Raw genomic sequence first — 25,836 nt, forward strand, 5'->3', positions numbered from 1 at the left:
GCCGCGGCCGGGAGCCGGCGGCTCTAGCCCTGGCGGGCGAGCGGCAGGTTGAGCAGCAGGTTCTGCGGCTTGAGCCGCAATCGATTGGCTTCGTCCATGGCCATCGCCAGGTAGACCGGATGGCCGGCCACCTGCGGCAGCAGGGCCTGCGGCTCCTCGAAATCCATGCGGAACAGGCACAGCATGCGCTTGCCCTGCGCCGGGTCGATGTCCTCGCCCTGGTAGAGCGCATTGAGCACCGCGGTGGCCTGCGCGTCCAGGCCCACGTGCCAGACCCAGTGCTCGTCGTCGATCTCGCCCTCGGGCTGCACACGAACGTCCAGAGCGAGGAAATGCCGCACCCAGCGTTCGATCACACGGCACAACGCGGCGAGCGCGGGCTGGCCGTGGTTGAGGCTGACGACGAAATCGAAGGATTCGCTGCGGTTCCAGTACTCGCCGGCGTTGGCCTCGCCGAGCACGTCGAGTTCCGCGGTGCGCGGCGTGGCGCCGGCCTTGCGCAGCAGCTCGCCGATGCCGGCGAAGCTGGCCTCCGCGCGCCGCTCGACGGTCTCTTCGTCGGCCGCCATCACGTTGCCGTCTTCCTGGATCGCGATGCGCTGCGGCCGGAACAGCATCTCGGCCGCGCGGACTTCCATCGGCGTCGCGTTGTCGCCCAGCACTTCGCGCAGCAGGACCTGCGTCAGCAGGTGCACCAGCACCGGCGGCACGTCGACGTCGGCGCGGAACAGCTGCAGGTAGCTGCCCTCGAGCGTCGGGCGCGCCAGCAGCCGGCTGCGGAACCGCAGCCAGACCGCGTAGTTGGCGCGCGCGTCTTCATCGGACAGCGCCTGCAGGCGGCGCGGGTCGACCTCTTGCCGCGGCGAATCGAGCAGCGAGTGGTGCAGCGCGCGCTCGTTGTCGCAGGACTCGGGCACGGGGGCTAGCTCGGGGCGCAGCAGCAGGCTGCGCAGGAAATCGTCGGTGACGAGGAGCTGGCCGTCCGCGTCGTGTTCGAGCAGTCGCCAGCCGCAGCCGGGCCAGAAGTCGGGCATGGCCATCAGCGGCGGATCTCGCCCTGGCCCAGCACGACCCACTTCAGCGACGTCAGCCCTTCGAGGCCGACCGGCCCGCGTGCGTGGAACTTGTCGGTGCTGATGCCGATCTCGGCGCCGAGCCCGTATTCGAAGCCGTCGGCGAAGCGCGTGCTGGCGTTGACCATCACGCTGGCCGAATCCACCTCGCGCAGAAAGCGCTGCGCATGCACGTGGTCGCGGGTGACGATGGCATCGGTGTGGTGGCTGCCGTAGTGGTTGATGTGGGCGATGGCTTCATCGAGCCCCGCGACTACCTTGATGCTGATGACCGGCGCGAGGTATTCCTCGTACCAGTCCTGTTCCGTCGCGTCCTTGAGCAACGGCCCGTGCGGGCCGAGCTTGTCGAGGCCGCTGGCCAGGATCGTCTTCGCCTCGGGATCGCAGCGCATCTCCACGCCCTTGGATGCATAGATCGCGCCGATCCTCGGCAGGAACTGCGCCGCCACGCCGCGCGCCACGAGCAGGCCTTCGCTGGCGTTGCACGGGCTGTACTTCTGCGTCTTGGCGTTGTCTGCGATGGTCACGGCCATGTCGATGTCGCACGGATCGTCGACGTACACATGGCAGTTGCCGTCCAGGTGCTTGATCACCGGCACCTTGGCTTCGCGGCTGATGCGCTCGATCAGGCCCTTGCCGCCGCGCGGGATGATGACGTCGACGAACTGCGGCATCGCGATCAGCTGGCCCACCGCCTCCCGGTCGGTGGTCTGCACCAGCTGCACCGCGTCCTCGGGGAGACCGGCTTCGGCGAGAGCTTCGCGTACCAGCCGCGCCAGCCCCTTGTTGGATTCGATCGCCTCGGAGCCGCCGCGCAGGATGCAGGCGTTGCCGCTCTTGATCGACAGGCTGGCCGCTTCGATGGTCACGTTGGGGCGGCTTTCGAACACCATGCCGAAGACGCCGATCGGCACGCGCATCTGCCCGACGCGGATGCCGCTGGGCTGCTGCGTCATGCCGCGGATCTCGCCGATGATGTCCGGCATGGCCGCGAGCTGCTCGCAGCCCTCCGCCAGCGTCTGGACGATCTTCGGCGTGAGCTTCAGCCGATCGACCATCGGCGCGGCGAGGCCGGCGGCCTGGGCGCGTTCGATGTCCTTCGCGTTCTCGGCGAAAAGGGCCGCGGTCGATGCGCGCAGCTTGGCCGCGAGCGAGCGCAGCGCCGCGTTCTTCGCGGCCGCGTTCGCGGACGACATGCGCGTGGCGGCCTGCCGGGCCTGCAAGCCCAGCGTCTGCATGTATTCGGCGACGTTCAGCGCGTTCACGAGGGGGATTATCCCTTGCAGGGAGATCGCCCGCCGGATGCGGGATTCAGCGCCGCTGCGCCGCGGCGGCCGGCGCGCATTCGCGGCACAGGTCGCCCGCGAGCCGGTGCAGCGCCTGCCAGCCGTCGGTGGGCCAGCCCGGGGCCTTCAGGCCCTTGACGATGCCGTCCACCACATGGGCGGCGTGCAGCAGGTTGTCCAGCGCGGTGCCGGAAAGGCGCGGCAGCACGCGCTCGAACAGCCGCTCCTTCAGCCCCCAGACCCGCTGCTCGCGCAGGGCGATCGGCAGCGGCCGGCCCGCGCTCATCGCGTCCTTGACGCGCTTCAGTGCGCGGATGTCCTCCGCCAGCGTGTAGTGCACCAGCACCTCCGCCTCGCCCTCGGCCTGAAGTCCGTCGAGCATCCGCTGCACGCGCGCCAGCTGGCCGGCGAGCACGGCTTCGGAGAGCTTGAAGACGTCGTAGCGGGCGACGTTGAGCACGGCGCTTTCCACCTGCTCGAAGCTCAATTCGCCCGCCGGGTACAGCAGGGCGAGTTTCTGGATTTCCTGGTGCGCCGCGAGCAGGTTGCCCTCGACGCGATCGGCGAAGAACTGCAGCGTGCGCTGGCCCTCCTCGCCGGTCGCGACACGCTGCTCCTGCCTGGCCAGGCGCTGCGCGATCCACTGGGGCAGGGCCGCGCGTTCGATGCCGTCGATCTGGATGGTCACGCCGTAGCTGTCCAGCGCGCCGAACCACGCGCCGGTGCGCGTCATCTTGTCCAGCCTGGGCAGCAGCACCAGCGTGAGCGTGCTGTCGTTGCCTTCGGCGCTCTGCGCGAGCTGCTGCAGCGCGGGGCTGCCTTCCTTGCCCGGCTTGCCGGAGGGAATGCGGATCTCGACGATCTGCCGCTCGGCGAACAGGCTCAGGGACCCACCCGCGGCGAGCACCTCGCTCCAGTCGAAATGCGCGCCCGCCACGGTGTGGACGGTGCGTTCCGTGTAGCCCTGCGTGCGCGCCGTGGCGCGGATCGCGTCGGCCGCCTCCTGCACCAGCAGCGGCTCGTCGCCGTGCAGGGCGTACAGCGACTTCAGGCCCTTGGCGAGATGGGCGGCCAGCTGGGCGGCGGCAAGCTGCATGGGCGCAGATTGTAGGTGGCGCCCCTCGATTCCCGGCCGCGATGGAGCGTCAGGGCCGCCCTTGCAGCACCACTCCGCGGAAGATGTCCACCGCCCTGTCGATCAACTCACGCGTGATCGTCAGCGGCGGCGCGAAGCGGATCACCGTCTCGTGCGTTTCCTTGGACAGCACGCCGCGCTCGGCGAGACGCTCGACCAGTCGGCGCGCGCTGCCATGCGCCGGGTCGATGTCGACGCCGATCCACAGGCCGCGGCCGCGAACGTCGCGGATCAGCGGGCCCGCGGCTGCCTGCACGTCCTGCAGCCGGCGCATCAAATAAGGCCCCATCTCGGCGGCCCGCTCGACCAGCCGCTCTTCCTCGATCACGCGCAGCCCTTCCAGCGCCACGGCCGCCGCGAGTGCGTTGCCGCCGAAAGTGGAGCCGTGGCTGCCCGGATTGAAGACGTCCATCACCGCGTCGTCCGCCAGGAAGGCGCTGACCGGCAGCAGCCCGCCGCCGAGCGCCTTGCCCAGGATCAGCGCGTCGGGCCGGATGCCCTCGTGCTCGAACGCGAACCAGCGGCCGGTGCGCCCGAGGCCCGCCTGCACCTCGTCGTCGATCAGCAGCACGCGGTTGCGCGTGCACCAGTCGCGCAGCTCGCGGAAAAAGCCGGCCGGCGGCACGATCACGCCGGCCTCGCCCTGGATCGGCTCGATCAGCACGGCGCAGGTGTTGGGCGTGGCCGCCGCCTCGATGCTGGCCATGTCGCCGAAGTCGAAGTGGCGAAAGCCCGGCGCGAACGGACCGAAGCCGGCACGGTACTCGGGCTCGCTGGAGAAACCGATGATGGTGTTGGTGCGCCCGTGGAAGTTGCCGCGCGCGACGAGGATCTCGGCCTGCCCGTCCGGGATGCCCTTGACGCGATAGCCCCAGCGGCGCGCGCACTTGATGGCGGTCTCGACGGCTTCGGCGCCCGTGTTCATGGGCAGCGCGCGCTGGAACCCGGCGATCGAGCACAGCTTGGCGAGGAAGGGGCCGAGCGTGTTGCCGTAGTAGGCGCGCGAAGTCACCGCCACCTTCCCGAGCTGCCGCTGGGCCGCTGCGACCAGACGCGGGTGCAGGTGGCCATGGCTCACGGCCGAGTACGCGCCCATCATGTCGATGTACTCGCGGCCTTCGACGTCCCACACCAGGCAATCGAGCGCCCGGTCCACGACAACGGGTACGGGGTGGTAGTTGCGCGCGCCGTAGCGCGCCTCCAGCGCGACGTAGTCGCGGCTTCCGGGTCCGGCCTGGCTGTCCATGGCGGCTCTCCCAGGGCCGGGGAACGGCCCTTGTTGAGCCAGTCTAGGCCTCGGTCCCGTCCAACAGCGTCGGAGAACGCCTCGAGCCGATAGCCCGTCAGGGTTAAGCGCTAAACGGTCTTGACCGCCGCCAGGCGCCGCATCAACTGCTGCACCAGGTCGGTCTGCATGTCGCGGTAGAGCAACGACTCCTCGGCCTCCTTGGCCAGCACGGCGGATTCGCTGAAGCTGATGTCGCGCTGCTGCACCAGCTCGGTCTCGGGGATCAGCTCGCGCCCCTGCGGCGTGCGCAGGCGGAACCGGATGATCGAGCGCAGCTGGAACTCCCGCACCTGGCCGCTCGCGTTGAGGCCCACCACCACTTTTTCGCGCTGCTCGTTCAGCAGGTCCAGCACGACCTGCGCCTGCTCGGGCGGGGCCTGGCGAGGCGTCACCTGCACGGCGCCGGCCGAACCGATGGTGCGGCGCAGCTCGTTCGCCAGCGGACCGGCGGCGGGGATGGCGATGCTGCGGAAGGCGAAGTCGGGCGGCTTGCGCAGCTCGAAGCCGCATCCCGCTAGCGCGGCGCAGCCGGCCAGGAACAGGCGGCGTTCCATCACACGACCACGTTGACGAGCCGGCCCGGCACGACGATCACCTTCCTGGGCGTGGCACCCCCGCCGAACTTGGCGAAGGCCTCGCTGGCGACCGCCAGCCGCTCGATCTCCTCCTTGCTCGCGCCCGCCGGCACGGACACCGAGCCGCGGTGCTTGCCATTGACCTGCAGCACCAGTTCGACCTCTTCCTGCACCAGCGCGCCGTCGTCCACCTTGGGCCAGGGCGCGTCGAGCAGCTCGCCGTGCGAGCCGATGTAGTCCAGCTCTTCCCACAGCGCATGGGTGACGTGCGGCGTGACCGGATAGAGCACCCGCAGCAGGATGCCGAAGCCTTCGGCCACCGCGGTGTCGGCGCCCTGCTCGCCCGCGCCCTTGAAGTCTTCGAGCGCGTTCAGGATCTTCATCGCGCCCGACACGACGGTGTTGTATTGCATGCGGACGTAGTCGTAGTCCACCTGCTTGAGCACCGTGTGCACCTCGCGTCGCAGCGCCTTCGTCTGCTTGCCGAAGTGGCCGGCGGCGCCCAGGCGTTGCACGTAGCCCGCCACCGAAGCAGCGCCCGCGAGGCGATGACCGCATTGCCACACACGGCGAAGGAAGCGGTAGCTGCCTTCGAGCGCGGCATCGTTCCACTCCAGCGTCGCCTCCGGCGGCGCCGTGAACATGGTGTACAGCCGCGCCGTGTCGGCGCCGTACTTCTCGATCAGGTCCTGCGGGTCGACGCCGTTGTTCTTGGACTTGGACATCGTCGTCCAGCCCTCGTACACGACCGGCTTGCCGTCGGCCTTGGCGGTGGCGGAGACCACGCGCGCGTGCTCGTCGCGCACGATGTCCAGGTCGTGCGCCCAGTAGTACTGCCGGCCCGCCTTGTCGCCGGTGCGCGAGAAGGCCTCGTTGAGCACCATGCCCTGCGTGAGCAGGCGGGTGAAGGGCTCGTCGATCTTCACCAGCCCCAGGTCGCGCATCACCTTGGTCCAGAAGCGCGCGTACAGCAGGTGCAGGATGGCGTGCTCGATGCCGCCGATGTACTGGTCCATCGGCATCCAGTACTGCGTGCCCTCGCCCACCATGGCGCGGTCGTTCTTCGGGTCGCAGTAGCGCATGAAGTACCAGGACGAATCCACGAAGGTGTCCATGGTGTCGGTCTCGCGCCGCGCGGGCTTGCCGCACACCGGGCAGCTGCAGGCAAGGAAGTCCTCGCGCTTGTTCAGCGGGTTGCCGCTGCCGTCGGGCACGCAGTCCTGCGGCAGCACCACCGGCAAATCCTTCTCCGGCACGGGCACGGCGCCGTGCTGCTCGCAGTGGATGATCGGGATCGGCGTGCCCCAGTAACGCTGGCGGCTGATGCCCCAGTCGCGCAGGCGCCAGGTCACCTTCTTCTCGCCCAGGCCCTTCTGCTCCAGCGCATGGGCCACGGCATCGACGGCCTGCTGGTAGTTGTACCCGCTGAAGTTGTCGGAGTTGATGGTGATGCCGCGTTCCTTGTCGGCGTACCACTCCTGCCAGCGGTGGTAGTCGTAGGTCTCGCCGTCGACGTGCACCACCTCCAGGATGGGCAGGTTGTACTTGAGCGCGAACGCGAAGTCGCGCTCGTCATGGCCCGGCACGCCCATCACGGCGCCGTCGCCGTAGCCCATGAGGACATAGTTGCCCACCCAGAGGTCGATCGGCTCGCCGGTGAGTGGATGGAACACCGCCAGCCCGGTGGGCAGGCCTTCCTTCTCGCGCAGCGCGAGCTCCGCTTCCGTGGTGCCGCCCCTCTTGCATTCCTCGATGAAGGCGGCGAGTTTCGGGTTGCTGCGCGCCGCGTGCGTGGCCAGCGGATGTTCCGGCGCGACGGCGCAGAACGTGACACCCATGATGGTGTCGGCGCGCGTGGTGAAGACGTACATGCGGCCGTCGCCGATCAGCCGGCCCTCGGCGTCGCGGATGTCGTGCGTGAACGCGAAGCGCACGCCCTCGCTCTTGCCGATCCAGTTCTCCTGCATCAGCTTGACGCGCTCCGGCCAGCCCGGGAGCTTGTGCTGCACGTGGTCCAGCAGCTCGCCCGCGTAGTCGGTGATCTTGAGGTAGTAGCCCGGGATCTCGCGCTTTTCCACCACCGCGCCGGTGCGCCAGCCCTTGCCGTCGATCACCTGCTCGTTGGCCAGCACCGTCTGATCGACCGGGTCCCAGTTGACGACCTGGGTCTTGCGGTAGGCGATGCCCTTTTCCAGCATCTTGAGGAACAGCCACTGGTTCCACTTGTAGTAATCGGGATCGCAGGTGGCGACCTCGCGGGACCAGTCGATGGCCAGGCCCATCGCCTGCATCTGGCCCTTCATGTACGCGATGTTCTCGTACGTCCACTTCGCCGGCGGCACGCCGTTCTTCAGCGCCGCGTTCTCCGCCGGCAGGCCGAAGGCGTCCCAGCCCATGGGCATCAGCACGTTGTAGCCGTTCATGCGCAGGTAGCGCGTCAACATGTCGTTGATCGTGTAGTTGCGCACGTGGCCCATGTGCAGCTTGCCGCTGGGGTAGGGCAGCATGGAGCAGGCGTAGAACTTCTTCCTGCGCGCATCCTCGACCACGCGGTAGGCGTCGCGCGCGGTCCAGTGCGCCTGCGCGTCCCGCTCGACCTCGAGGTGGTTGTACTTTTCTTGCATGGCGGAATTCTAGGATGGGCCTGCTGCGAGCCCGGGGCGCAAGGCCTTCAGCGCGGGGGCTCGGCGACGAAGCCGATGCGGGACAGGCCCGCCTTCTGCGCGGCGCCCATGACCTCGATGACCTTGCCGTAGGCGACGGACTGGTCGGCGCGCAGCTGCACCTCGGTCTCGGGGTTCTGCCGGGCCGCCGCGGCCAGGCCCTGGGCCAGCTGTTCGGGCGTGACGGGCTTGTCGTCCAGGAACAGGCCGCCCTTGCCGTCCATTCCCACGGTCACGAACCTGGGCGCGTCCTGCGGCTTCGCGCCTTCGGCCTTGGGCAAATCCAGCCGCAGCGAGCTGGCCATCAGCGGCGCGGTGATGATCAGGATGACGACCAGCACCAGCATCACGTCGACCAGTGGCGTGACGTTGATGTCGCTCATCGGGCGCGGGCCCTCGGTGCGCTCGAGCCGGCCGAAGGCCATCAGCCCGCCTCCGGATGCTGCGCCACCAACTCGCGCAGGTCGCGCGCGAAGCCTTCCAGGTCGGCTTCGATGCGGCCGATGCGGCGGCCGTAGATGTTGTAGCCCAGCACGGCGGGAATGGCGACGGCCAGGCCGGCGGCGGTCATGATCAGCGCCTCTCCGACGGGACCTGCGACGCGGTCGATGCTGATCTGGCCGGCAGCCGCGATGCCCGTGAGCGCGTGGTAGATGCCCCAGACGGTGCCCAGCAGGCCGACGAAGGGCGCCGTCGAACCCACCGTGGCCAGCAGCACCTGGCCGAACTGCAATTTGTCGAGCACCGCATGCAAGGCGTCGCGCAGCACGCGCGTGAGCTGCTGGGCGCGATCGCCCGCGGCGGCCAGCGAGCCTGCGGGCTGCGCGCGGGTGGCCGCGATCAGCGGCACCACCAGCTGCTCGCGGTCGAAGCCGGACACGCGGTGCTGCGCCTCAGCCAGCGACGGGGATTGCCAGAACGCGGCCGTGGCCCGCGCGACGTCCGACGATGCGCGGCGCAGCAGCCAGCCCTTCCAGAGGATCACGACCCAGCTGGCCACGGACATCACGAGCAGCAGCAGCGCGACCGCGCGGCCGATCGCGTCGGCCTGGCTGAACAGCTGCGGAATGTCCATCGTCGCCCTCTCCCCTCATGCGCGCCGGGCGCGCTGGCTCGCCTTAATTGAGGCCCAGCACGTCGAACATGTCGAACAGGCCGCTGCGCTTGCCCGCGAGGAAGCGGACGGCCCGCAGGCTTCCCTGCGCGTAAGTGGCGCGGCTGGCCGACTTGTGCGTGATCTCGATGCGTTCGCCGGTGCCCGCGAACAGCACCGTGTGGTCGCCCACGATGTCGCCACCGCGGATGGTGGAAAAGCCGATGGTGGAAGGATCGCGCTCGCCGGTGACGCCCTCTCGCGCGTACACCGCGCACGACTTCAGGTCGCGGCCGAGCGCCTCGGCGATCACCTCGCCCATCTTCAATGCGGTGCCGGAGGGCGCGTCCACCTTGTGGCGGTGGTGCGCTTCGATGATCTCGATGTCGTAGCCGGTGGCCAGCGCGCGGGCCGCCATGTCCAGCAGCTTGAGCGTGACGTTGACGCCGACGCTCATGTTGGGCGCCATGACGATGGCGATGTCCCGCGCGATCTCGGCGATCTGCGTCTTCTGGTCGGCCGAGAAACCGGTGGTGCCGATCACCGCGTTGACGCCGAGTTCGCGGCACGCCGCGAGGTGGGTCATCGTGCCCTCGGGGCGGGTGAAGTCGATCAGCACCTTGGCCCGCGCGAGGCCGGCGCGCACGTCGGCCACGACAGGCACGCCGCTGGCGACACCGAGGAATGCAGCCGCGTCGTTCCCGATCGCCGGGCTCGAAGCCAGGTCCATCGCACCCGCGAGCTGGCAGTCGCCCGAGGAGCGGATCGCCTCGATCAGCATCTGGCCCATTCGGCCGGTGGCGCCGGCGACGGCGACCTGGTGCCGGGCAGCGCCCGCGGAAGTGGAAGCCATGCGGATCAACGCGCGGGCGTTTCGAGCGGCGGGTAGGAAGTGGCCGGCGGCGGCGCCGCGGAACCGGAGGTCGTGGGCGCTTGCGGCGAAGCAGCCGGGCGCGTGGCCGCGGTGGCGCGCTGCAACTGCTCCTCGCTCGCCTGCAGCGCGGGCTGGCGCACCTCGCGCGGCTTGGAGCCGATGGCGGCGACGAACTCGGACTCGGACGGCATGGTGTCGCCCTCGAAGCGCTGCAGTGCCTCGCCGCTGAAGAACACCGTCAATCGGCGGGGCTGTTCCTGCACGCCGTCGCGCTTGAGCGTGAACACGTAGTCCCAGCGGTCGTCGTGGAACAGGCTGGTGACCAGCGGCGTGCCCAGCAGGTCGCGCACCTGCTGGCGCGACATGCCCGGCTTGAGCTGCTCGACCTGCTCGCGAGACACGAAGTTGCCCTGCACCACCTCGACCTTGTACGGCGTGACGGCGCTTGCGATGCGGCGGCTGACGCCGTCCATGCTGCCGCAGCCGGCCGCGGCCGCGCACAGCGCGAGCACGATGCTCGTTCGCAGCAGGCGGGGGGACGTGGAGGGCATCTTCGAGGCAGGCGATATGATCGCGAAGATTGTAGCGGCAGCCCTTCGGTGGCCTTCTCCGCGAGACCCTCATGTCGAACGTCGACGAACTGAAGAACACCGGCCTGAAGGCGACCCTGCCGCGGCTGAAGATCCTGGACGTGTTCCAGAAAGGATCGCAGCGCCACATGACGGCCGAGGACGTCTTCCGTGTCCTGCTGGAAGAGCGCTCCGACATCGGCCTGGCCACCGTCTACCGTGTGCTCACCCAGTTCGAGCAGGCCGGCATCCTGACGCGCAGCCACTTCGAAAGCGGCAAGGCCGTGTACGAACTGAACGAGGGAACGCACCACGACCACATGGTATGCCTCGACTGTGGCCGCGTCGAGGAGTTCTACGACGCCGAGATCGAGAAGCGCCAGCACGCGGTGGCCAAGGCCAAGGGGTTCGCGATCGCGGACCATGCGCTGTCGCTCTACGCGCACTGCACCAAGGAAGCGTGCCCGCACCGGCCGAAACGGGGCCATCCCTAGCCCCCTCTGCTGAAGCGAAGCTTCAGCCGCCCTTCTCCATCGCGCGGCGGTGCCGCTCGACGAACTCCTGGTAGGTGTCAACGCCGCGCAGCTGAAGGATGGTGTTGCGCACCGCCGCTTCCACCAGCACGGCGATGTTGCGGCCAGCCACGACGGGAATCACCGCCTTGCGCACGGGCACGCCCAGCACGTCCTGCACCAGCGGCTCGTAGGGCAGGCGCTCGTACTCGCGCTCCATCGTGTCGCGGCGCACCAGGTGCACGATGAGCCGCAGCCTCATCTTCCGCCGCACCGCCGTCTCGCCGAAGATCGCGCGGATGTCCAGCAGGCCGATGCCGCGCACCTCCAGCAGGTTCTGCAGCAGCTCGGGGCAGCGGCCCTCGATCGTGGTCTGGTTCACGCGGTACAGGTCGACCGCGTCGTCCGCCACCAGGCCGTTGCCGCGCGTGATGAGTTCCAGGCCCAGTTCGCTCTTGCCCAGCCCGCTTTCTCCGGTGATGAGCACGCCCAGGCCGAGGATGTCCATGAACACGCCGTGCATCGAGGTGCGCTCGGCGAAGTGCTTGGACAGGTAGGCCCGCATCACGTCGATGACGAAGGCCGAAGGCTCGCCCGTGGCGAACATCGGGATCTGCGCGCGCTCGCACATGGACAGCAGCGCGTCGGGCGCGGTCTGCCCGTCGGTGAGCACCAGCACCGGCGGCTCCAGCGTCACGATGCGCGCGATGCGCCGCGCGCAGTCGTCGGCGGTGGCGTTGGTGAGGTAGGCGATTTCGCGCTCACCCAGGATCTGGACGCGGTACGGGTGGATGTAGTTGAGGTAACCCACCAGGTCCGCGCCCGAACGGGCGGCGCGCACCGCGACCTCGTCGAAGCGGCGCTCGGAAGCGCCCAGCCCGGCGACCCACTCCCATTTCAGCTTCGCGCGGTGGTCCTCGAACAGGACGTCGGCGCTGACGACGGTGGGCTTCACGCGCGGCTAGGCCGGCTGGGCGGACTGCCAGGTGGCGATCAGCCGGTGCAGCTCGGCCGCGTCGGTGCTGGCCTTGATCTTCTCGCGCAGCGGCGCGTCCGACAGCAGCTCGGCGATTTCCGAGAGGATCTCCAGGTGCTTCTGGGTCGCCGCCTCGGGCACCAGCAGGAAGATCAGCAGGTTGACTGGCTGCTCGTCCGGCGCGTCGAAGCCGATCGGGTTGGCCAGCTGGAACAGCGCCGCCATGGGCGCCTTCAGGCCTTTGATGCGACCGTGCGGGATGGCCACGCCATGGCCGAGACCGGTGGAGCCCAGCCTTTCGCGGGCAAACAGGCTGTCGGTGATCAGCGCGCGCGACAGGCCGTGCAGGTTCTCGAACAGCAGGCCGGCCTCTTCGAACGCGCGCTTCTTGCTGGTGGCGTCGACGCCCACGAGGACCTGGGCGGCGGGCAGGATGGCAGCGAGGCGGTTCATGGTCGGGGATGGGCGATTATGCACCTCACCTTCCGGCTCAACGGGGTGCCGCAGCGGCACGTTTGGCACCCCTGAAGCGCGCCAGCAACAAGGGCCCCGAAGGGCCCTGGTGCGCAGACAGCCGCGTCTTTACATGATCCGCTTGGGCGCCGGGTGGTGGTGGTCCTGCAGGCGCGTCTTGTGGCGGCCGACCTGGCGGTCGAGCTTGTCCACCAGCTCATCGAGCGCGGCGTACAGGTCTTCGTGAGAACTCTCCGCGAACATGTCGTTGCCCTTGACGTGGATGCGGCATTCGGCTCGCTGCCTTCGTTCCGGCTCCTTCTGCTTCTCAACCGTGAGGAGAACCTTGATGTCCACCACCTGGTCGAAGTGGCGGGTGATCCGATCGAGCTTGGTCGTCACATAGCTTCTCAGTGCGGGGGTGACTGCGAGGTGGTGACCGCTGATCGTCAAATTCATGTAGAGCCTCCTGGGTGCACTCGGTTGAAGGTCCCGGCGGAGAACCCGCCGGGCGAGAGAAAGGTTGAACTGCCTGCGGACCACTATGCCGCGCGCCTCATTCGATTGCAATCGCCGCCGCAGCGGCGCACACAAATTAAAACCCTCGCGCGAGGACGGACGCGCTGCAACGCGCGCGCACAAAAGCAAAGCGGCCCACGAGGGGCCGCTTGCGCGAGGTCGGCTTGCGCGGGTTCGCGCATCGGGTTTTCAGTGCAGGCGCCAGGCCGGACGCTTCATGTACTGCGACCAGTCGGCGGCGGCACGCATGCGCGGATGCGATGCCGCGCCCGGGCGCTCCAGGTTCGCGTGTTCGACTCGATCGCCCTGGGGCTTGTCGCGCGGCGTGTCGGAAATCTTGTTGGGGTTCTTCGATTCGGTCAGCATGTGTGGGCTCTCGGTGGGGGGATGCGGCCTTCAGCTGCCGCTGTCATTGCGATGGGTCTTCACGTCTTTCTGCTGGTCGGCAGGACGGCGTGCGTGCGGGCTCAGAAATGGCCAGGCGTGTCCCGAGCGGCCGCGGCGCGAATCCTGCGCAGCGGGCTTCTCGGCGGCGCCTGTCCGCCACCTGGTACGGCTCGCATTCGGGTCGTTCGCAAGCTGGATCATTCGTTACTGCTCCTTGGACACCCGGAGAGGAGGCACCGCCCCGAGTGGACAGCCCAATGTAGGGGGCGGACCTCATCGGGTATGTCGGACAGGTCGGCCCTGCTTTGTAGGAATCCTCCTGCGGCCGAGGCATCTCGGCGGATGTCAGGCCCGGCTCGCGAGCGCCCGCAGAATGGCCGCATGCCCCATCGGATCCGCGGCACCGGCACACGCGCCACCCGGCTGCCCAAGAGTCAGCGCGTACTACTGCTGGTCGACTTCATCAACGCCTTCGACTTCCCGGGTGGCGAAAAGCTGGCCGCCCCGGCGCTGGCCGCGGCCCGCGCCACCGCCGAGCTGAAGCAGCGCCTGCGCGAGGAAGGCGTGACGGCGATCTACGCCAACGACAACTTCGGCGTCTGGCAGTCGGATTTCCACAGCCAGGTCGCGGGCTGCCTGGGCCTGCCCGGCGAGCCGGGCGAGATCGCGCGCGTGCTCTATCCGCAGGCGGACGACCTCACGGTCCTCAAGCCGCGCCACTCCGCGTTCTACGCCTCGCCGCTCGAGTTGCTGCTGGCCGAGATGGACACGAGCGAGCTCGTGATCTGCGGGCTGGCCGCCGACATGTGCGTGCAGCTGACGGCCGCCGACGCCTTCCTGCGCGAGTACCGGGTCTGGGTGCCCTCGGACTGCACGGCGGCCGAGACCGAGAAGGCCAAGAAGACCGCGCTCGACTACATGGCCTCGGTGCTCAAGTGCGACGTGCACGCGTCGACCGAGCCGGCGCCCCAGGCAGCCGCGGCGAAGTAGCCCCCCGCCCTGCTCTACCATGCGCCGCGAGGAGCGGCGATGAGCCTTGGAACGACGATTGAATCGGGCTTGGTGCGGCCCGGCCGGCCGGTGCAGGCGCTGGTGCTGATGGGCGGCGGCGCCCGCACCGCCTACCAGGTGGGCGTGCTGCAGGCGCTCGCCTCGATGCTGCGGCTGCAGGCCGGCCCGGCGGGCGCCTTCCCTTTCCAGGTGCTGGTGGGCACGTCGGCTGGCGCGCTCAACGCGGCGTACCTGGCCAGCGCGGCCGGCGAGGGCCTGCACGCGTTCGACCGGCTGTCCGCCTTCTGGTCGCGGCTGCGCAGCGAGGACGTCTACGACCTCAGCGTTCCGCTGTGGGTGCGCTTCAGCCGGCTGGTGACGGCGGTACGGCTGTGGGGCCAGGCGCGCCGCGCGGGCGCCGTGCTGGACACCATGCCGCTGGTCGACACGCTGCACCGCGCGATCTCGCTCGCCGGCATCGAACAGTCGCTCGCCTCCGGCGCCATCGAAACGCTGGCGGTCACCGCCTCCAGCTACACGAGCGGCGTGCACTGGACGTTCTGCCACTCGGCGCAGGACCACCGGCACGGAGCCTGGAGCCGCCCTGGGCGCCGCGCCGAGTTCCAGCCGCTCACCATCGAGCACCTGATGGCCTCCAGCGCCATCCCCTTCCTGTTCCCGGCCACGCCGCTGTGGGTCGACGGCCGCCGCGAGTACTTCGGCGACGGCTCGATGCGGCAGGTCTCGCCGCTGTCGCCCGCGATGCACCTGGGCGCGCACCGCATCCTGGTGGTGGGCGTCGGCCAGCCCGAGCGGGCCGGCCTGGCGGGCACGGGCGCCGCGGGCGCTCCCAACCTGGGCGCGATCGCCGGCCACGCCATGGCCAGCGTGTTTCACGACACGCTGCAGGCCGACGTGGAGCAGGCCCAGCGCGTCACCCGCACGCTGCAGCAGCTGCCGCGCGAGGTGGCGGCGCTGCTGCCCTATCGCAGCGTGGAAGTGCTCGCCCTGCAGCCGTCGCAGTCGCTCGACGCCATCGCCCAGGACCACGCGCACCTGCTGCCGGCGTCGGTGCGGCGCGCGCTCGGCGGACTGGGGGCGCGCAAGGGCGGCGGCGGGCTGGCCAGCTACCTTCTTTTCGAGCCTTCGTTCGTGCGGGCGCTGATGGCGCTCGGTGAGCAGGATGCCTATGCCCGCAAGGCCGAACTGCTCGCCTTCACCGGGGCCCGCGCGGCATAATCGCGCCTTCCCCAGCACCGGAGAGAGCTCCTTGGAAGCACACCCTAGTCGGTAGCTTTCAACGTCCGTGAGCGGCGTTGGAAGCCTTGCACCCGCGCCGACCCACCCACCCCCTCACGGAGTGAGCCCCATGCTCAACATCTTCACGCTCGCCAACGGGCGACTGTTCCAGGAAGAGATCGACTCGCTCGAGGAGCTGTCCCGCTTCAAGCCGATCTGGGTCGACCTGGAATCGCCGACCATCGAGGAGAAGCGCTGGGTCAAGCAGTACTACGGCCTGTCCATCCCCGAGGACGCGATGGACGAGGACATCGAGGAGTCGGCGCGCTTCTACGAAGAGGACAACGGCGAGCTGCACATCCGCAGCGACTTCCTGATCGCCGACGACGAGGAGCCGCGCTCGGTGCGCGTGGCCTTCATCCTGAACCAGGCCAACGAGACGCTGCGCAGCAAGGGCGTGCTGTTCTCGATCCACGACGAGGACGTCCCCGTGTTCCGGCTGCTGCGGCTGCGCGCGCGCCGCGCGCCGGGCCTGATCGAGGACCCGAAGGACGTGCTGCTCAAGCTGTTCGACGCCGACGCCGAGTATTCGGCCGACGCGCTGGAAGGCATCTACGACGAGCTGGAGAAGGTGAGCAAGCAGGTGCTGGCCGGCGAGGTGACCGACACGCTGGCCGGCGAGGTGCTGGGCGACATCGCCCGCCAGGAAGACCTGAACGGCCGCATCCGCCGCAACGTGATGGACACGCGCCGCGCCCTGTCCTTCATGATGCGCAGCCGCCTGCTGTCGCAGGAACAGTTCGAGGACGCGCGGCAGATCCTGCGCGACATCGAATCGCTGGACAACCACACGGCGTTCCTGTTCGACAAGATCAACTTCCTGATGGACGCCACCGTCGGCTTCATCAACATCAACCAGAACAAGATCATCAAGATCTTCTCGGTGGCCAGCGTGGCGCTGCTGCCGCCGACACTGGTGGCCAGCCTCTATGGCATGAACTTCCAGTTCATGCCGGAGCTGCAGTGGCGCGGGGGCTATCCGTTCGCCCTGGCGCTGATGGCCGCCAGCGCGCTCGTGCCGATGTGGTACTTCCGCAAGCGCGGCTGGCTGCGCTGAACCAGCCGCGCCGCGCGCATGCGTCCACGTTTTGGCCCGCGCGGCGCCGCCTCGTCGATTCTTTCCATCGCCTGCAGCCTCGCGCACGCGGCCGGTGGTCACCATGCGGTCGACGACGCCCTGCTGGTGGAAGAAGGCCGATGCGAATTCGAGAGCTGGCACGAACGCCCTTCGGGCTCGGCGCACTTGCTGCACCTGGGCGCCGGATGCCGCATCGGCGCGGTCGAACTGGCCGCGGCCACCGACCGGCAGCGGCAGGCCGGCGCCACCAGCGCCGGCCATTCGCTGCAGGTGAAGTGGGCCACCGAACTCACCCCCAGTCTGAGCGCCGGCTTCGCGGCCAGTCCCCGTTGGCGGGCACATGCGCGTCCTCGCTTCCAGGGAACGACCGCTGCCGCGCTGCTCACCTGGTCGGCGGTGGAAAACGTCCGGTTGCACGCGAACCTCGGGCGCGACTTCGTCCATCGCGACCAGGACGAAACGCGAGGCGGGATCGCGGTCGACTGGTCGCCCGGCGCCGGCGCCTGGCAGTTGGCGGCGGAACGGTTCCGGCAGGAAGGCGGCGTGATGCGGGAATTCGACCGCTGAGCGATCAGGCCAGCAGCGCATGCACGATCGCCGCACTGTGGCGGCTCGCAACGTCACGGACAAACCGCGCGAAGTCCACATGGGCGTCGTCATCCGCCCGGTCCGAAATCGTGCGCACCGCTGCGAACGGCACGCCGAAGTCGTGGCACACCTGGGCCACCGCAGCGCCCTCCATCTCGACCGCGAGCGCCTGCGGCAGCGCGGCCTGCAGCGCGCGGCATTCGGCGTCGGTCGAGACGAACCTGTCGCCGCTGACGACCAGGCCCCGGTGCAGCCGCTGCTGCGGAAGCGCTCGCGCAACGGCCGCGGAGAGTCGAGCCGTCAATGCCGCATCGGTGCGGAACTGGCTCGCGCCGTACAGCGGCACCTCGTAGCGGGGAAAGATCGGGGACGCGTCGAGGTCGTGCTGCAGGAAGGACTCGGCGACCACCACGTCCCCGACCGACACGCCCGGTCCGAGGCCGCCCGCCACGCCGGTGAAGACGATCTCGGAGACCTGGAAGCGCTCGATGAGAACCGCGGCGGTGGTCGCCGCCGCCACCTTCCCGATGCGCGACAGCACGGCCACCACTTCGCGCCCGTGCAGGTGCCCGACCCAGAACTCGCGTCCCGCCGCCAGCCGGCGCGATTCGTCCGGCATGAGGTCCAGGACGGCCGCCAGTTCCTCATGCATCGCGGAGACGATGGCGGTTGTCATGGAGACGCTGTGCCCCGCCTCTGCGGCGAAAACGGCGCGCTACGCCCGCTCCATCACTTCTTGTCGCGCAATTCCCGCCGCAGGATCTTGCCCACCGGCGTCTTGGGCAGCTCCGTTCGGAACTCCACCACCTTGGGCTGCTTGTAGCCGGTGAGATTGGCGCGGCAGTACTCGCGCACCTTGTCCTCGGTGAGACCGGGATCCTTCTTCACCACGACCAGCTTGACCGCCTCGCCAGTCTTCTCGTCCGCGACGCCGACCACGCCGCACTCGAGCACACCGTCGAGCTTGGCCACCACATCCTCGACCTCGTTCGGGTACACGTTGAAGCCGGAGACCAGCACCATGTCCTTCTTGCGGTCGACGATCTTGAAGTAGCCGCGCTCGTCCATGATGCCGATGTCGCCGCTCTTGAAGAAGCCGTCCGGCGTCATGACCTTCGCGGTCTCGTCGGGGCGCTGCCAGTAGCCCGCCATCACCTGCGGGCCCTTGATCGCGATCTCGCCCGGCTGCCCGACGGGCACGTCCCTCCCCTCGTCGTCGATGCACTTCATCAGCGTCGAGGGGATCGGCACGCCGATGGTGCCGGTGTATTCGGTGCTGGTCACCGGGTTGCAGCTGGCCGACGGCGAGGTCTCCGACAGGCCGTAGCCCTCGCAGATCGGGCAGCCGGTCTTCTGCAGCCACTTCTGCGCGACGGCGCCCTGCACCGCCATGCCGCCGCCGACCGAGATCTTCAGGTTCTTCCAGTTGACCTTGTCGAAGTCCGGGTGGTTGGCCAGGCCGTTGAACAGCGTGTTCACCGCCGGGAAACTGTGGAACGTCTGCCGCGAGAGTTCCTTGAGCACCGCCGGCAGGTCACGCGGGTTCGGGATGAGGATCAGCCGCCCGCCGGTGCGCATGCTCAGCATCATCCCCACGGTGAATGCGAAGATGTGATACAGCGGCAGCGCGCAGACGCCCGTGGGCTGCTCGCCCGCCGGGACCTTGCCCATCACCGGCTGGTTCCACGCCTCGGACTGCAGCACGTTGGCGATGACGTTGCGGTGCAGGAGCACCGCGCCCTTGGATACACCCGTGGTGCCGCCGGTGTACTGCAGCACCGCGACGTCGTCGGGCTTGATCTCCACCGGCCGCAGCGTCGCGCGGCTGCCGCGCGACACCGCGTCGTTGAAGCGCACGGCGCCCGGCAGGTTGTACGCCGGCACCATCTTCTTGACCTTGCGCACCACGTAGTTGACGAGGCCGCCCTTGAGCGCGCCGAGCATGTCGCCCATTGCGGCCAGCACCACGTGCCTGACCGGCGTCGCAGCGATGCACTGCTGCAGCGTGTTGGCGAAGTTCTCGATGATGATGATGGCCTTGGACCCCGAGTCCTTGAGCTGGTGCTCCAGCTCGCGCGGCGTGTACAGCGGGTTGACGTTCACCACGACCAGCCCCGCGCGCAGGATGGCGGCCACCGCCACCGGGTACTGCGGCACGTTGGGCATCATGATCGCGACCCGGTCGCCCTTGGCCAGTCCCAGGCTCTGCAGGTAGGCGGCCAGCGCCTGGCTCATCGAGTCGGTCTGCCCGTAGCTCACCTCCTTGCCCATGAAGCTGTAGGCCGGCCGGTCCGCGAACTTGCGGAAGCTCTCCTCCATCAACTGCACCAGCGAGTGGTACTGCGAGGCGTCGATCTCCGAAGGCACGCCCGGCGGATAGGCGCTCAGCCAGGGCCGCTGGGTGTCGGGGGGTGGGCTCATGTCCATGCTTTTGTCTCCTCGTCTGCCTCGTCGGGCCGCTTACTCGATCGCCTTGGCCATGTCCTCGACGACCTTCTTGGCATCGCCGAAAACCATCATGGTCTTGTCCATGTAGAACAGCTCGTTGTCCAGGCCGGCGTAACCCGCGGCCATCGAGCGCTTGTTGACGATCACCGTCTTGGCCTTGTAGGCCTCCAGGATCGGCATGCCGTAGATCGGGGTGCCCTTCTGCAGCGCGGCCGGGTTCACCACGTCGTTGGCGCCCAGGATGATGGCCACGTCGGCCTGGCCGAACTCGCCGTTGATGTCCTCCATCTCGAACACCTGGTCATACGGCACCTCGGCCTCGGCCAGCAGCACGTTCATGTGGCCCGGCATGCGGCCGGCCACGGGATGGATCGCATATTTGACGTTCACGCCCTTGTGGGTGAGCTTCTCGGCCAGCTCGTTGACGGCGTGCTGCGCGCGCGCCACCGCCAGCCCGTAGCCGGGGACGATGATCACGGTCTCGGCGTTGCCCAGGATGTAGGCCGCGTCGTCGGCGCTGCCGCTCTTGACGCTGCGTTGCACCGCGTCGCCCGCCGCCGCCTGGCCCGATTCGCCGCCGAATCCGCCCAGGATCACGTTGAAGAACGAGCGGTTCATCGCCTTGCACATGATGTAGCTCAGGATCGCGCCCGAGCTGCCCACCAGGGACCCGGCGATGATCAGCATGCTGTTGTTCAGCGAGAAGCCGATGCCCGCGGCCGCCCAGCCCGAATAGGAATTGAGCATCGACACCACCACCGGCATGTCGGCCCCGCCGATCGGGATGATGATCAGCACGCCCAGCACGAAGGACAGGGCGAGCATCGCGAAGAACGCCGGCCAGTTCTCGGTGAACATGAACACCAGGCCGAGCCCGATGGTCAGCAGGCCGAGCGCGAGGTTGAGCATGTGCTGGCCGGGGAACACCACCGGCGCGCCCTTGAAGAGGCGGAACTTGTAGGTGCCCGAGAGTTTTCCGAACGCGATCACCGAGCCGCTGAAGGTGATGGCGCCGATGGCCGCCCCCAGGAACAGTTCCAGCCGGTTGCCGGCCGGGATGGGCTGGTCCTTGGGCGCTATGCCGAACGCGCTGGGTTCGGCGACCGCAGCCACCGCGATGAACACCGCGGCCAGGCCGATCATGCTGTGGAAGAAGGCCACCAGTTCGGGCATCTTGGTCATCTCGACCGTGCGGGCGCGCCAGGCGCCATAGCCGCCGCCCACCAGCAGCCCGAACAGCACCCAGCCCATGCCCTGCACATCCCGCTCCGACAGTTCGACGATCAAGGCGGCGGTCGTGAACATCGCGATGGCCATGCCGGCCATCCCGAACACGTTGCCGCGGATCGAGGTCGTGGGATGGGACAGGCCCTTGAGCGCCTGGATGAAGCAGACCGACGCCACCAGGTAGAGCAGCGTGACGACGTTCATGCTCATGGCTTGTCTCCCGCGGCGGGCGCCTTGCGCTCTTTCTTCTTGAACATCTCCAGCATCCGGCGCGTGACCAGGAAGCCGCCGAAGATGTTGACGGCGGCCAAGGCCACCGCGAGGACACCCATCGACTTGCCCAGCCAGCCTTCGGTCAGCGCCGCGGCCAGCATGGCGCCGACGATCACGATGGCCGAGATTGCATTGGTCACCGCCATCAGCGGCGTGTGCAGCGCCGGCGTGACCGTCCACACGACGTGGTAGCCGACATAGATCGCCAGCACGAAGATGATGAGGTTGATGATGGTGTGGCTGACTTCCATGATCAGGTCTTCCTCTTCACTTCGCCGTTCTGCGTCATGAGGCAGGCGGCCACGATGTCGTCTTCCAGGTCGATGTTCATGCCGCCTTCCTTGGTCAGGATGAGCTTGAGGAAGTCCAGCACGTTGCGGGCGTAGAGCGAGGAAGCGTCGGCCGCCACGAGCGCCGCCAGGTTGGTCTCGCCCACGAGCGTGACGCCATGCTTTGACACGGTGCGCCCGGGTTCGGTCAGCGGGCAGTTGCCGCCCTGCGCCGCCGCGAGATCGACGATCACCGAGCCCGGCTTCATGGAGCGCACCATGTCCTCGCTCACCAGCACAGGGGCCGGCCGCCCAGGGATTAGCGCGGTGGTGATCACCACGTCGGCCTGGGCGACGCGCTTGGCGACTTCCGCCTTCTGCCGGTCCAGCCAGCTCTGCGGCATCGGCCGCGCGTAGCCGCCCACGCCTTCGGCCGCTTCCTTTTCTTCCTGGGTCTCGTAGGGCACGTCGATGAACTTCGCGCCCAGAGATTCCACTTGCTCCTTCACCGACGGCCGCACGTCGGACGCCTCGATCACCGCGCCCAGACGCTTGGCCGTGGCGATCGCCTGCAGGCCCGCCACGCCCACGCCGAGCACGACGACGCGCGCGGCCTTCACCGTGCCCGCCGCGGTCATCAGCATCGGGAAGAAGCGCTGGTACTTGTCGGCCGCGATCATCACGGCCTTGTAGCCGGCGATGTTGGCCTGCGAGGACAGCACGTCCATGCTCTGCGCGCGCGTCGTGCGCGGCGCCGCTTCGAGCGCGAACGAGGTGAGCCCGGCCGCCGCCAGGCGCTGCAGGCCGGCAGCGTCGAAGGGATTGAGCATGCCCACCAGCGTGGTGCCCGAGCGCATAGCCCCGAGGTCGTTTTCCTGTGGAGCGCGAACCTTCAGGACCAGTTCGCAGCCCAGTGCGCCGGCCTGGTCGGTGATCTCGGCACCGGCGGCGACGTAGGCCTCGTCGGTTGCGCTGGCGGCGAGACCGGCCCCGGAGGCCACCCGCACCGTGTGTCCCTGCGCCTTCAGTTTCTTGGCCGTCTCGGGGGTGACGGCGACGCGGGTTTCGCCCGCCGTCGTTTCGGCGGGCACGCCAATGTGCATGGCGGTCTCCTCGCTTGTTGGTGGGGTTGTAAGAGTTACTTCGAGCTTACATGAACTCCGAGGCGCATCCTGGGATCGTACGCACCCGCCTCCATCTGCACGGCGCACCAGGCATTCGCCCGTGGCCCTCTTCGTCCTCTCCTTCCTCGTCCATGCCTTCATCGGCCTGCGCCTGCTGCCTGCGCTGCCCGCGTGGGGCGCCTTCGCATTAGGCGCCTGGCTGTTCGCGTCGGCCCTGCTCATCCCGATGGGCCTGCAGGCCCGCCGGTTCGCGCGGCCTCCGCGCGCGGATCAGCTCGCCACCGCGGGCCTGTTCGCGCTCGGCCTGTTCTCGTCCATGTTCGTGCTCACGCTCGGCCGCGACGTGCTGCTGTTCGCCGCGTTCCTGGCCGACGCGGGCAGCCCGGCGTTGCCGCAGACCTCGGCGCGATGGGTCCCGCTGCTGGCCCTCGGCCTGAGCGTGATCGGGCTGCTCAACACGCGGCGCACGGCGCGGGTGAAGAACGTCGACATCCCGATCACCGGACTACCGCCGGCGCTGCAAGGCTTCACCATCGCCCAGATCAGCGACCTGCACGTCGGACCGACGATCCGGGCGAGCTACATCCAGCGCATCGTCGACCGCGTCAACCAGCTCGAGGCCGACGCGGTGGCGATCACCGGCGACATCGTCGACGGGCCGGTGCCGGAACTCGGGCCGCACGTGGCGCCGCTGGCCGGACTGCGCGCTCGGCACGGCAGCTTCTTCGTCACGGGCAACCACGAGTACTACGCGGGTGCCGGGCCGTGGCTGGCCGAGGTGCGGCGGCTGGGCATCCGCGTGCTGCTCAACGAGCACGTGGTGATCCGGCGAGAGGACACGGCGCTGGTGCTCGCCGGCGTCACCGATTTCATGGCCCACCACTTCGATCCCACGCACCAGAGCGATCCCGCCGCGGCGCTGGAAGGCGCGCCGGCCGATGCGGGCGCGCGCATCCTGCTGGCCCATCAGCCGCGCAGCGCGACAGCGGCCGAAAAGGCCGGGTTCGACCTGCAGATTTCCGGCCACACGCACGGAGGCCAGTTCTTCCCCTGGATCTTTTTCGTGCGCTTCCAGCAGCCCTTCACGGCCGGGCTGCACCGGCTCGGGGGGCTCTGGGTCTACGTCAGCCGCGGAACAGGTTACTGGGGTCCGCCCAAGCGGGTGGCCGCCCCGTCCGAGATCACACGGTTGAGGCTGGTGGCCGCGTAAGCTGGGCTGGCAGCGGTCCTACAAGGACGCAAGGTGGTGTCCCACACGGATGAGTTCGGCCGGAACCAAAAACTGCCCGAATGCCACGCCCAGCATTCCTCTCATCCCCCCTCACGGGCGCCCGCGCCAACGGCGTCTGCTACCTCGGCGCGGCGCGTGCACGCCGCAAGTTCGAGCTCTATTACCCCGACGGATTCCTGGACGACACGTACCTGATCGCCGAGCGCGCGTACAAGGAACGCGCGCACCTCGAGTGGCAGGCCGAACTGGGACCCGCCGAATTCCGCAAGCTCCTGGCCCGCGGCGAGTTCCGCCAGATCGCCGATGCCGCCATCCGGATCGAGTCGCGAACGAACCTTTTGTTCTCGTTCGAGAAGATGGCGCTGCGCGACGCGCTGAAATCGCCCGCCGGGGCGCGCCTTTTCGCGCACGAGCTTTATGCCTTCCTGTACGGCCGCGGCTCGCCGCAACGCAAGTTCGAGGACTGGGTCCAGGCCGTCGCCGACCTGCCGCAGCGGCAGGCGCGCGTGCTCACCTGGCCGGTGGTGACGGTGTTCGGCTTCATCGCCCGCCCGGACAAGCACCTGTTCCTCAAGCCGCGCGTGACCCGCAAGGCCGCGCGTGCCTACGGCTTCGACTTCGGCTACCACTCGGAGCCGTCCTGGTCCGTCTACCAGGGCCTGCTCACGTTCGGCGCCATCATCCGGCGCGACCTCGACCGGCGGCCCGGCTTCAAGGCGCGCGACATGATCGACGTGCAGTCGTTCATCTGGGTCCAGGGCTCGGACGAGTACGACGCCTGAAGCGTTCAACCGCGCCGCCGCGCGCGCAGGCAGGCCCCCGTCTCCTGCGCCAGCGGCAGCACGTTGAAGAGCAGCACCGCCCCGGCGCCCGCGAGCAGCAGCGCCGGTGGAAGGGGCTGCGCCTTCCATCGCAGCGACAGGTCCGGCAGCTGGGGGCCGGAGCCGGCGAGTGCCACCGCCTGGTCCCACGCGAGCACGGCCAGCAGCAGCAGCGTCACCAGCAGCATCAACTCCTGGAAGCTGTGCACCATCTGCTCGAAGGGCCGCACCTGCCGGCGAGGCACGGTGTAGCGCAGCTCGATCCACACCGTCAGTTCGTGAAGCACGAAGGCCGCCGCCACGACCAGCAGCACGGCCGCGTTGACCTGCAGCAGCGCCATCGCCACGACGGCCACGCCGGCCTGCGCGAAGAGCACCCAGTGCGCCAGGTTTTCCTTGAGCCCGCTGGTGGCGTCGATGCGAGTTGCGCGGTGGCAGGCCCAGTCGGCGAGCCCCGACAACACCCACAAGGGAAACACGACGAAGACCAGGAGGAGCGCCGCAGCGTCGGGCATGGCCCGATTGTGTCCGGCCGCTCGGCCGCGCGGGCCCCACGGAGCTCGGCGGCTCCCCAATAATCCGCCGATGGACATGCGTTGGAAGCCAAGCGTCACCGTCGCCGCGATCATCGAGCGCGAAGGGCGCTTCCTGCTGGTGGAGGAAGAGACCAGCGAGGGTCTGAAGCTCAACAACCCCGCCGGGCATCTCGACCCGGGCGAATCGCCCGCGCAGGCCTGCGCGCGCGAGACGCTGGAAGAGACGGCGTACCGGTTCGAGCCGACAGCGCTGGTGGGCGTCTACCTGTCGCGGGCCAAGCGGGCCGCGACGGGCGAGGACTTCACCTACCTGCGTTTCGCGTTCTGCGGCCGGCTCGGCGAGCGCGAGCCGGGTCGTTCGCTGGACACCGGCATCGTGCGGGCGCTGTGGCTCACGCCGCAGGAGATCCGCGCCAGCGCCGCGCGGCATCGCAGCCCCTTGCTGCTGCGCTGCGTGGAAGACTACCTGGCGGGGGTGCGCCACCCGCTGTCGGTGATCACGACGGACGACAGCGTGTTCACCACACGCTGACCGGTTGCCGCGGCCCG

At 68.9% G+C, this 25,836-nt stretch carries 29 protein-coding genes; 8 read left to right on the forward strand and 21 right to left on the reverse strand.

The window, feature by feature from the left end:
• Positions 1-23 precede the first annotated feature (23 nt).
• From EZ313_RS08445 to EZ313_RS08490, 10 genes are all read right to left on the reverse strand, one after another.
• Positions 24-1,040 carry a DUF6352 family protein gene (locus tag EZ313_RS08445; protein WP_240788565.1) on the reverse strand — a complete coding sequence of 339 codons (1,017 nt, stop codon included), beginning with the start codon at positions 1,038-1,040 and terminating at the stop codon, positions 24-26.
• Positions 1,040-2,338 carry a glutamate-5-semialdehyde dehydrogenase gene (locus EZ313_RS08450; protein ID WP_135262724.1) on the reverse strand — a complete coding sequence of 433 codons (1,299 nt, stop codon included), beginning with the start codon at positions 2,336-2,338 and terminating at the stop codon, positions 1,040-1,042. Before EZ313_RS08450 ends, EZ313_RS08445 begins: the two co-directional genes overlap by 1 nt.
• Positions 2,339-2,384: 46 nt before the next feature.
• A complete protein-coding gene (holA, locus tag EZ313_RS08455; protein WP_135262725.1) occupies positions 2,385-3,455 on the reverse strand; it encodes a DNA polymerase III subunit delta in 1,071 nt (356 codons plus the stop codon).
• 49 nt (positions 3,456-3,504) lie between these two features.
• Positions 3,505-4,740, reverse strand: a complete 1,236-nt coding sequence (gene rocD, locus EZ313_RS08460) for an ornithine--oxo-acid transaminase (RefSeq protein ID WP_135262726.1) — start codon at positions 4,738-4,740, stop codon at positions 3,505-3,507.
• Positions 4,741-4,850: 110 nt separating this feature from the next.
• Positions 4,851-5,336, reverse strand: a complete 486-nt coding sequence (locus EZ313_RS08465) for an LPS-assembly lipoprotein LptE (RefSeq protein ID WP_135262727.1) — start codon at positions 5,334-5,336, stop codon at positions 4,851-4,853.
• Positions 5,336-7,981, reverse strand: coding sequence for a leucine--tRNA ligase (gene leuS / locus EZ313_RS08470; RefSeq protein ID WP_135262728.1), 2,646 nt, complete (start codon positions 7,979-7,981; stop codon positions 5,336-5,338). The genes EZ313_RS08465 and leuS overlap by 1 nt, the downstream gene beginning before the upstream one ends.
• 47 nt (positions 7,982-8,028) lie before the next feature.
• Positions 8,029-8,445 carry an ExbD/TolR family protein gene (locus EZ313_RS08475; protein WP_135262729.1) on the reverse strand — a complete coding sequence of 139 codons (417 nt, stop codon included), beginning with the start codon at positions 8,443-8,445 and terminating at the stop codon, positions 8,029-8,031.
• A complete protein-coding gene (locus tag EZ313_RS08480; protein ID WP_135262730.1) occupies positions 8,445-9,095 on the reverse strand; it encodes a MotA/TolQ/ExbB proton channel family protein in 651 nt (216 codons plus the stop codon). Before EZ313_RS08480 ends, EZ313_RS08475 begins: the two co-directional genes overlap by 1 nt.
• A 43-nt stretch (positions 9,096-9,138) precedes the next feature.
• On the reverse strand, positions 9,139-9,966 hold the full coding sequence (dapB, locus tag EZ313_RS08485) for a 4-hydroxy-tetrahydrodipicolinate reductase (protein ID WP_135262731.1): 828 nt from the start codon (positions 9,964-9,966) through the stop codon (positions 9,139-9,141).
• Positions 9,967-9,971: 5 nt separating this feature from the next.
• A complete protein-coding gene (locus EZ313_RS08490; protein WP_135262732.1) occupies positions 9,972-10,538 on the reverse strand; it encodes an outer membrane protein assembly factor BamE in 567 nt (188 codons plus the stop codon).
• 71 nt (positions 10,539-10,609) lie between these two features.
• Between EZ313_RS08490 and fur the strand changes: the two genes are divergently transcribed.
• Positions 10,610-11,050, forward strand: a complete 441-nt coding sequence (gene fur, locus EZ313_RS08495) for a ferric iron uptake transcriptional regulator (RefSeq protein ID WP_135262733.1) — start codon at positions 10,610-10,612, stop codon at positions 11,048-11,050.
• Positions 11,051-11,072: 22 nt separating this feature from the next.
• Here fur and hprK read toward each other — a convergent pair whose 3' ends face one another.
• The 5 genes from hprK to EZ313_RS08515 form a co-directional block, all read right to left on the reverse strand.
• Entirely contained in the window at positions 11,073-12,023 is a 951-nt protein-coding gene (hprK, locus tag EZ313_RS08500) for an HPr(Ser) kinase/phosphatase (protein WP_135262734.1), read from the reverse strand.
• 6 nt (positions 12,024-12,029) lie between these two features.
• Positions 12,030-12,497, reverse strand: a complete 468-nt coding sequence (locus tag EZ313_RS08505; RefSeq protein ID WP_135262735.1) for a PTS sugar transporter subunit IIA — start codon at positions 12,495-12,497, stop codon at positions 12,030-12,032.
• Between the two features lie 129 nt (positions 12,498-12,626).
• Positions 12,627-12,956, reverse strand: coding sequence for a ribosome hibernation-promoting factor, HPF/YfiA family (gene hpf / locus EZ313_RS08510; RefSeq protein WP_135262736.1), 330 nt, complete (start codon positions 12,954-12,956; stop codon positions 12,627-12,629).
• A 249-nt stretch (positions 12,957-13,205) separates the two neighbouring features.
• The gene (locus EZ313_RS23260; protein ID WP_167772546.1) at positions 13,206-13,382 is read right to left on the reverse strand and encodes a hypothetical protein; all 177 of its coding nucleotides are present in this window, start codon (positions 13,380-13,382) and stop codon (positions 13,206-13,208) included.
• Between the two features lie 30 nt (positions 13,383-13,412).
• Positions 13,413-13,604 carry a hypothetical protein gene (locus tag EZ313_RS08515; RefSeq protein WP_135262737.1) on the reverse strand — a complete coding sequence of 64 codons (192 nt, stop codon included), beginning with the start codon at positions 13,602-13,604 and terminating at the stop codon, positions 13,413-13,415.
• Positions 13,605-13,784: 180 nt separating this feature from the next.
• Here EZ313_RS08515 and EZ313_RS08520 point away from each other — a divergent pair, with 180 nt between their 5' ends.
• From EZ313_RS08520 to EZ313_RS08535, 4 genes are all read left to right on the forward strand, one after another.
• Positions 13,785-14,393, forward strand: coding sequence for a cysteine hydrolase family protein (locus EZ313_RS08520; RefSeq protein ID WP_135262738.1), 609 nt, complete (start codon positions 13,785-13,787; stop codon positions 14,391-14,393).
• Between the two features lie 39 nt (positions 14,394-14,432).
• On the forward strand, positions 14,433-15,632 hold the full coding sequence (locus tag EZ313_RS08525; RefSeq protein ID WP_135262739.1) for a patatin-like phospholipase family protein: 1,200 nt from the start codon (positions 14,433-14,435) through the stop codon (positions 15,630-15,632).
• Between the two features lie 130 nt (positions 15,633-15,762).
• Complete coding sequence (corA, locus tag EZ313_RS08530; protein ID WP_135262740.1) at positions 15,763-16,749, forward strand: magnesium/cobalt transporter CorA; 987 nt, start codon at positions 15,763-15,765, stop codon at positions 16,747-16,749.
• A gap of 18 nt (positions 16,750-16,767) precedes the next feature.
• Positions 16,768-17,337 carry a hypothetical protein gene (locus EZ313_RS08535; protein ID WP_135262741.1) on the forward strand — a complete coding sequence of 190 codons (570 nt, stop codon included), beginning with the start codon at positions 16,768-16,770 and terminating at the stop codon, positions 17,335-17,337.
• A 4-nt stretch (positions 17,338-17,341) separates the two neighbouring features.
• Here EZ313_RS08535 and EZ313_RS08540 read toward each other — a convergent pair whose 3' ends face one another.
• From EZ313_RS08540 to EZ313_RS08560, 5 genes are read right to left on the reverse strand one after another with little or no spacing between them, the layout of a single operon-like run.
• Positions 17,342-18,034: a 5'-methylthioadenosine/adenosylhomocysteine nucleosidase gene (locus EZ313_RS08540; protein ID WP_135262742.1), complete on the reverse strand. Its 693-nt coding sequence runs from the start codon at positions 18,032-18,034 to the stop codon at positions 17,342-17,344.
• Between the two features lie 53 nt (positions 18,035-18,087).
• Positions 18,088-19,779 (reverse strand): long-chain-fatty-acid--CoA ligase, encoded by a 1,692-nt coding sequence (locus EZ313_RS08545; RefSeq protein ID WP_135262743.1) that lies wholly within the window; start codon positions 19,777-19,779, stop codon positions 18,088-18,090.
• A 39-nt stretch (positions 19,780-19,818) separates the two neighbouring features.
• Entirely contained in the window at positions 19,819-21,243 is a 1,425-nt protein-coding gene (locus tag EZ313_RS08550) for an NAD(P)(+) transhydrogenase (Re/Si-specific) subunit beta (RefSeq protein WP_135262744.1), read from the reverse strand.
• Entirely contained in the window at positions 21,240-21,560 is a 321-nt protein-coding gene (locus EZ313_RS08555) for an NAD(P) transhydrogenase subunit alpha part 2 (protein WP_135262745.1), read from the reverse strand. Before EZ313_RS08555 ends, EZ313_RS08550 begins: the two co-directional genes overlap by 4 nt.
• Positions 21,560-22,678 carry a Re/Si-specific NAD(P)(+) transhydrogenase subunit alpha gene (locus EZ313_RS08560; RefSeq protein WP_135262746.1) on the reverse strand — a complete coding sequence of 373 codons (1,119 nt, stop codon included), beginning with the start codon at positions 22,676-22,678 and terminating at the stop codon, positions 21,560-21,562. Before EZ313_RS08560 ends, EZ313_RS08555 begins: the two co-directional genes overlap by 1 nt.
• 121 nt (positions 22,679-22,799) lie before the next feature.
• Between EZ313_RS08560 and EZ313_RS08565 the strand changes: the two genes are divergently transcribed.
• Together EZ313_RS08565 and EZ313_RS08570 are read left to right on the forward strand one after the other, a co-directional pair.
• Entirely contained in the window at positions 22,800-23,909 is a 1,110-nt protein-coding gene (locus EZ313_RS08565) for a metallophosphoesterase (RefSeq protein ID WP_240788566.1), read from the forward strand.
• 80 nt (positions 23,910-23,989) lie between these two features.
• Entirely contained in the window at positions 23,990-24,712 is a 723-nt protein-coding gene (locus EZ313_RS08570) for a hypothetical protein (RefSeq protein WP_135262748.1), read from the forward strand.
• A gap of 5 nt (positions 24,713-24,717) precedes the next feature.
• On the opposite strand, the gene EZ313_RS08575 is transcribed toward EZ313_RS08570, so the two are convergent.
• A complete protein-coding gene (locus tag EZ313_RS08575) occupies positions 24,718-25,266 on the reverse strand; it encodes a diguanylate cyclase (protein ID WP_135262749.1) in 549 nt (182 codons plus the stop codon).
• Positions 25,267-25,336: 70 nt separating this feature from the next.
• Here EZ313_RS08575 and EZ313_RS08580 point away from each other — a divergent pair, with 70 nt between their 5' ends.
• A complete protein-coding gene (locus EZ313_RS08580; protein WP_135262750.1) occupies positions 25,337-25,819 on the forward strand; it encodes an NUDIX hydrolase in 483 nt (160 codons plus the stop codon).
• Positions 25,820-25,836 lie beyond the last annotated feature (17 nt).

The organism is Ramlibacter henchirensis (assembly GCF_004682015.1).
Taxonomy (GTDB): domain Bacteria; phylum Pseudomonadota; class Gammaproteobacteria; order Burkholderiales; family Burkholderiaceae_C; genus Ramlibacter; species Ramlibacter henchirensis.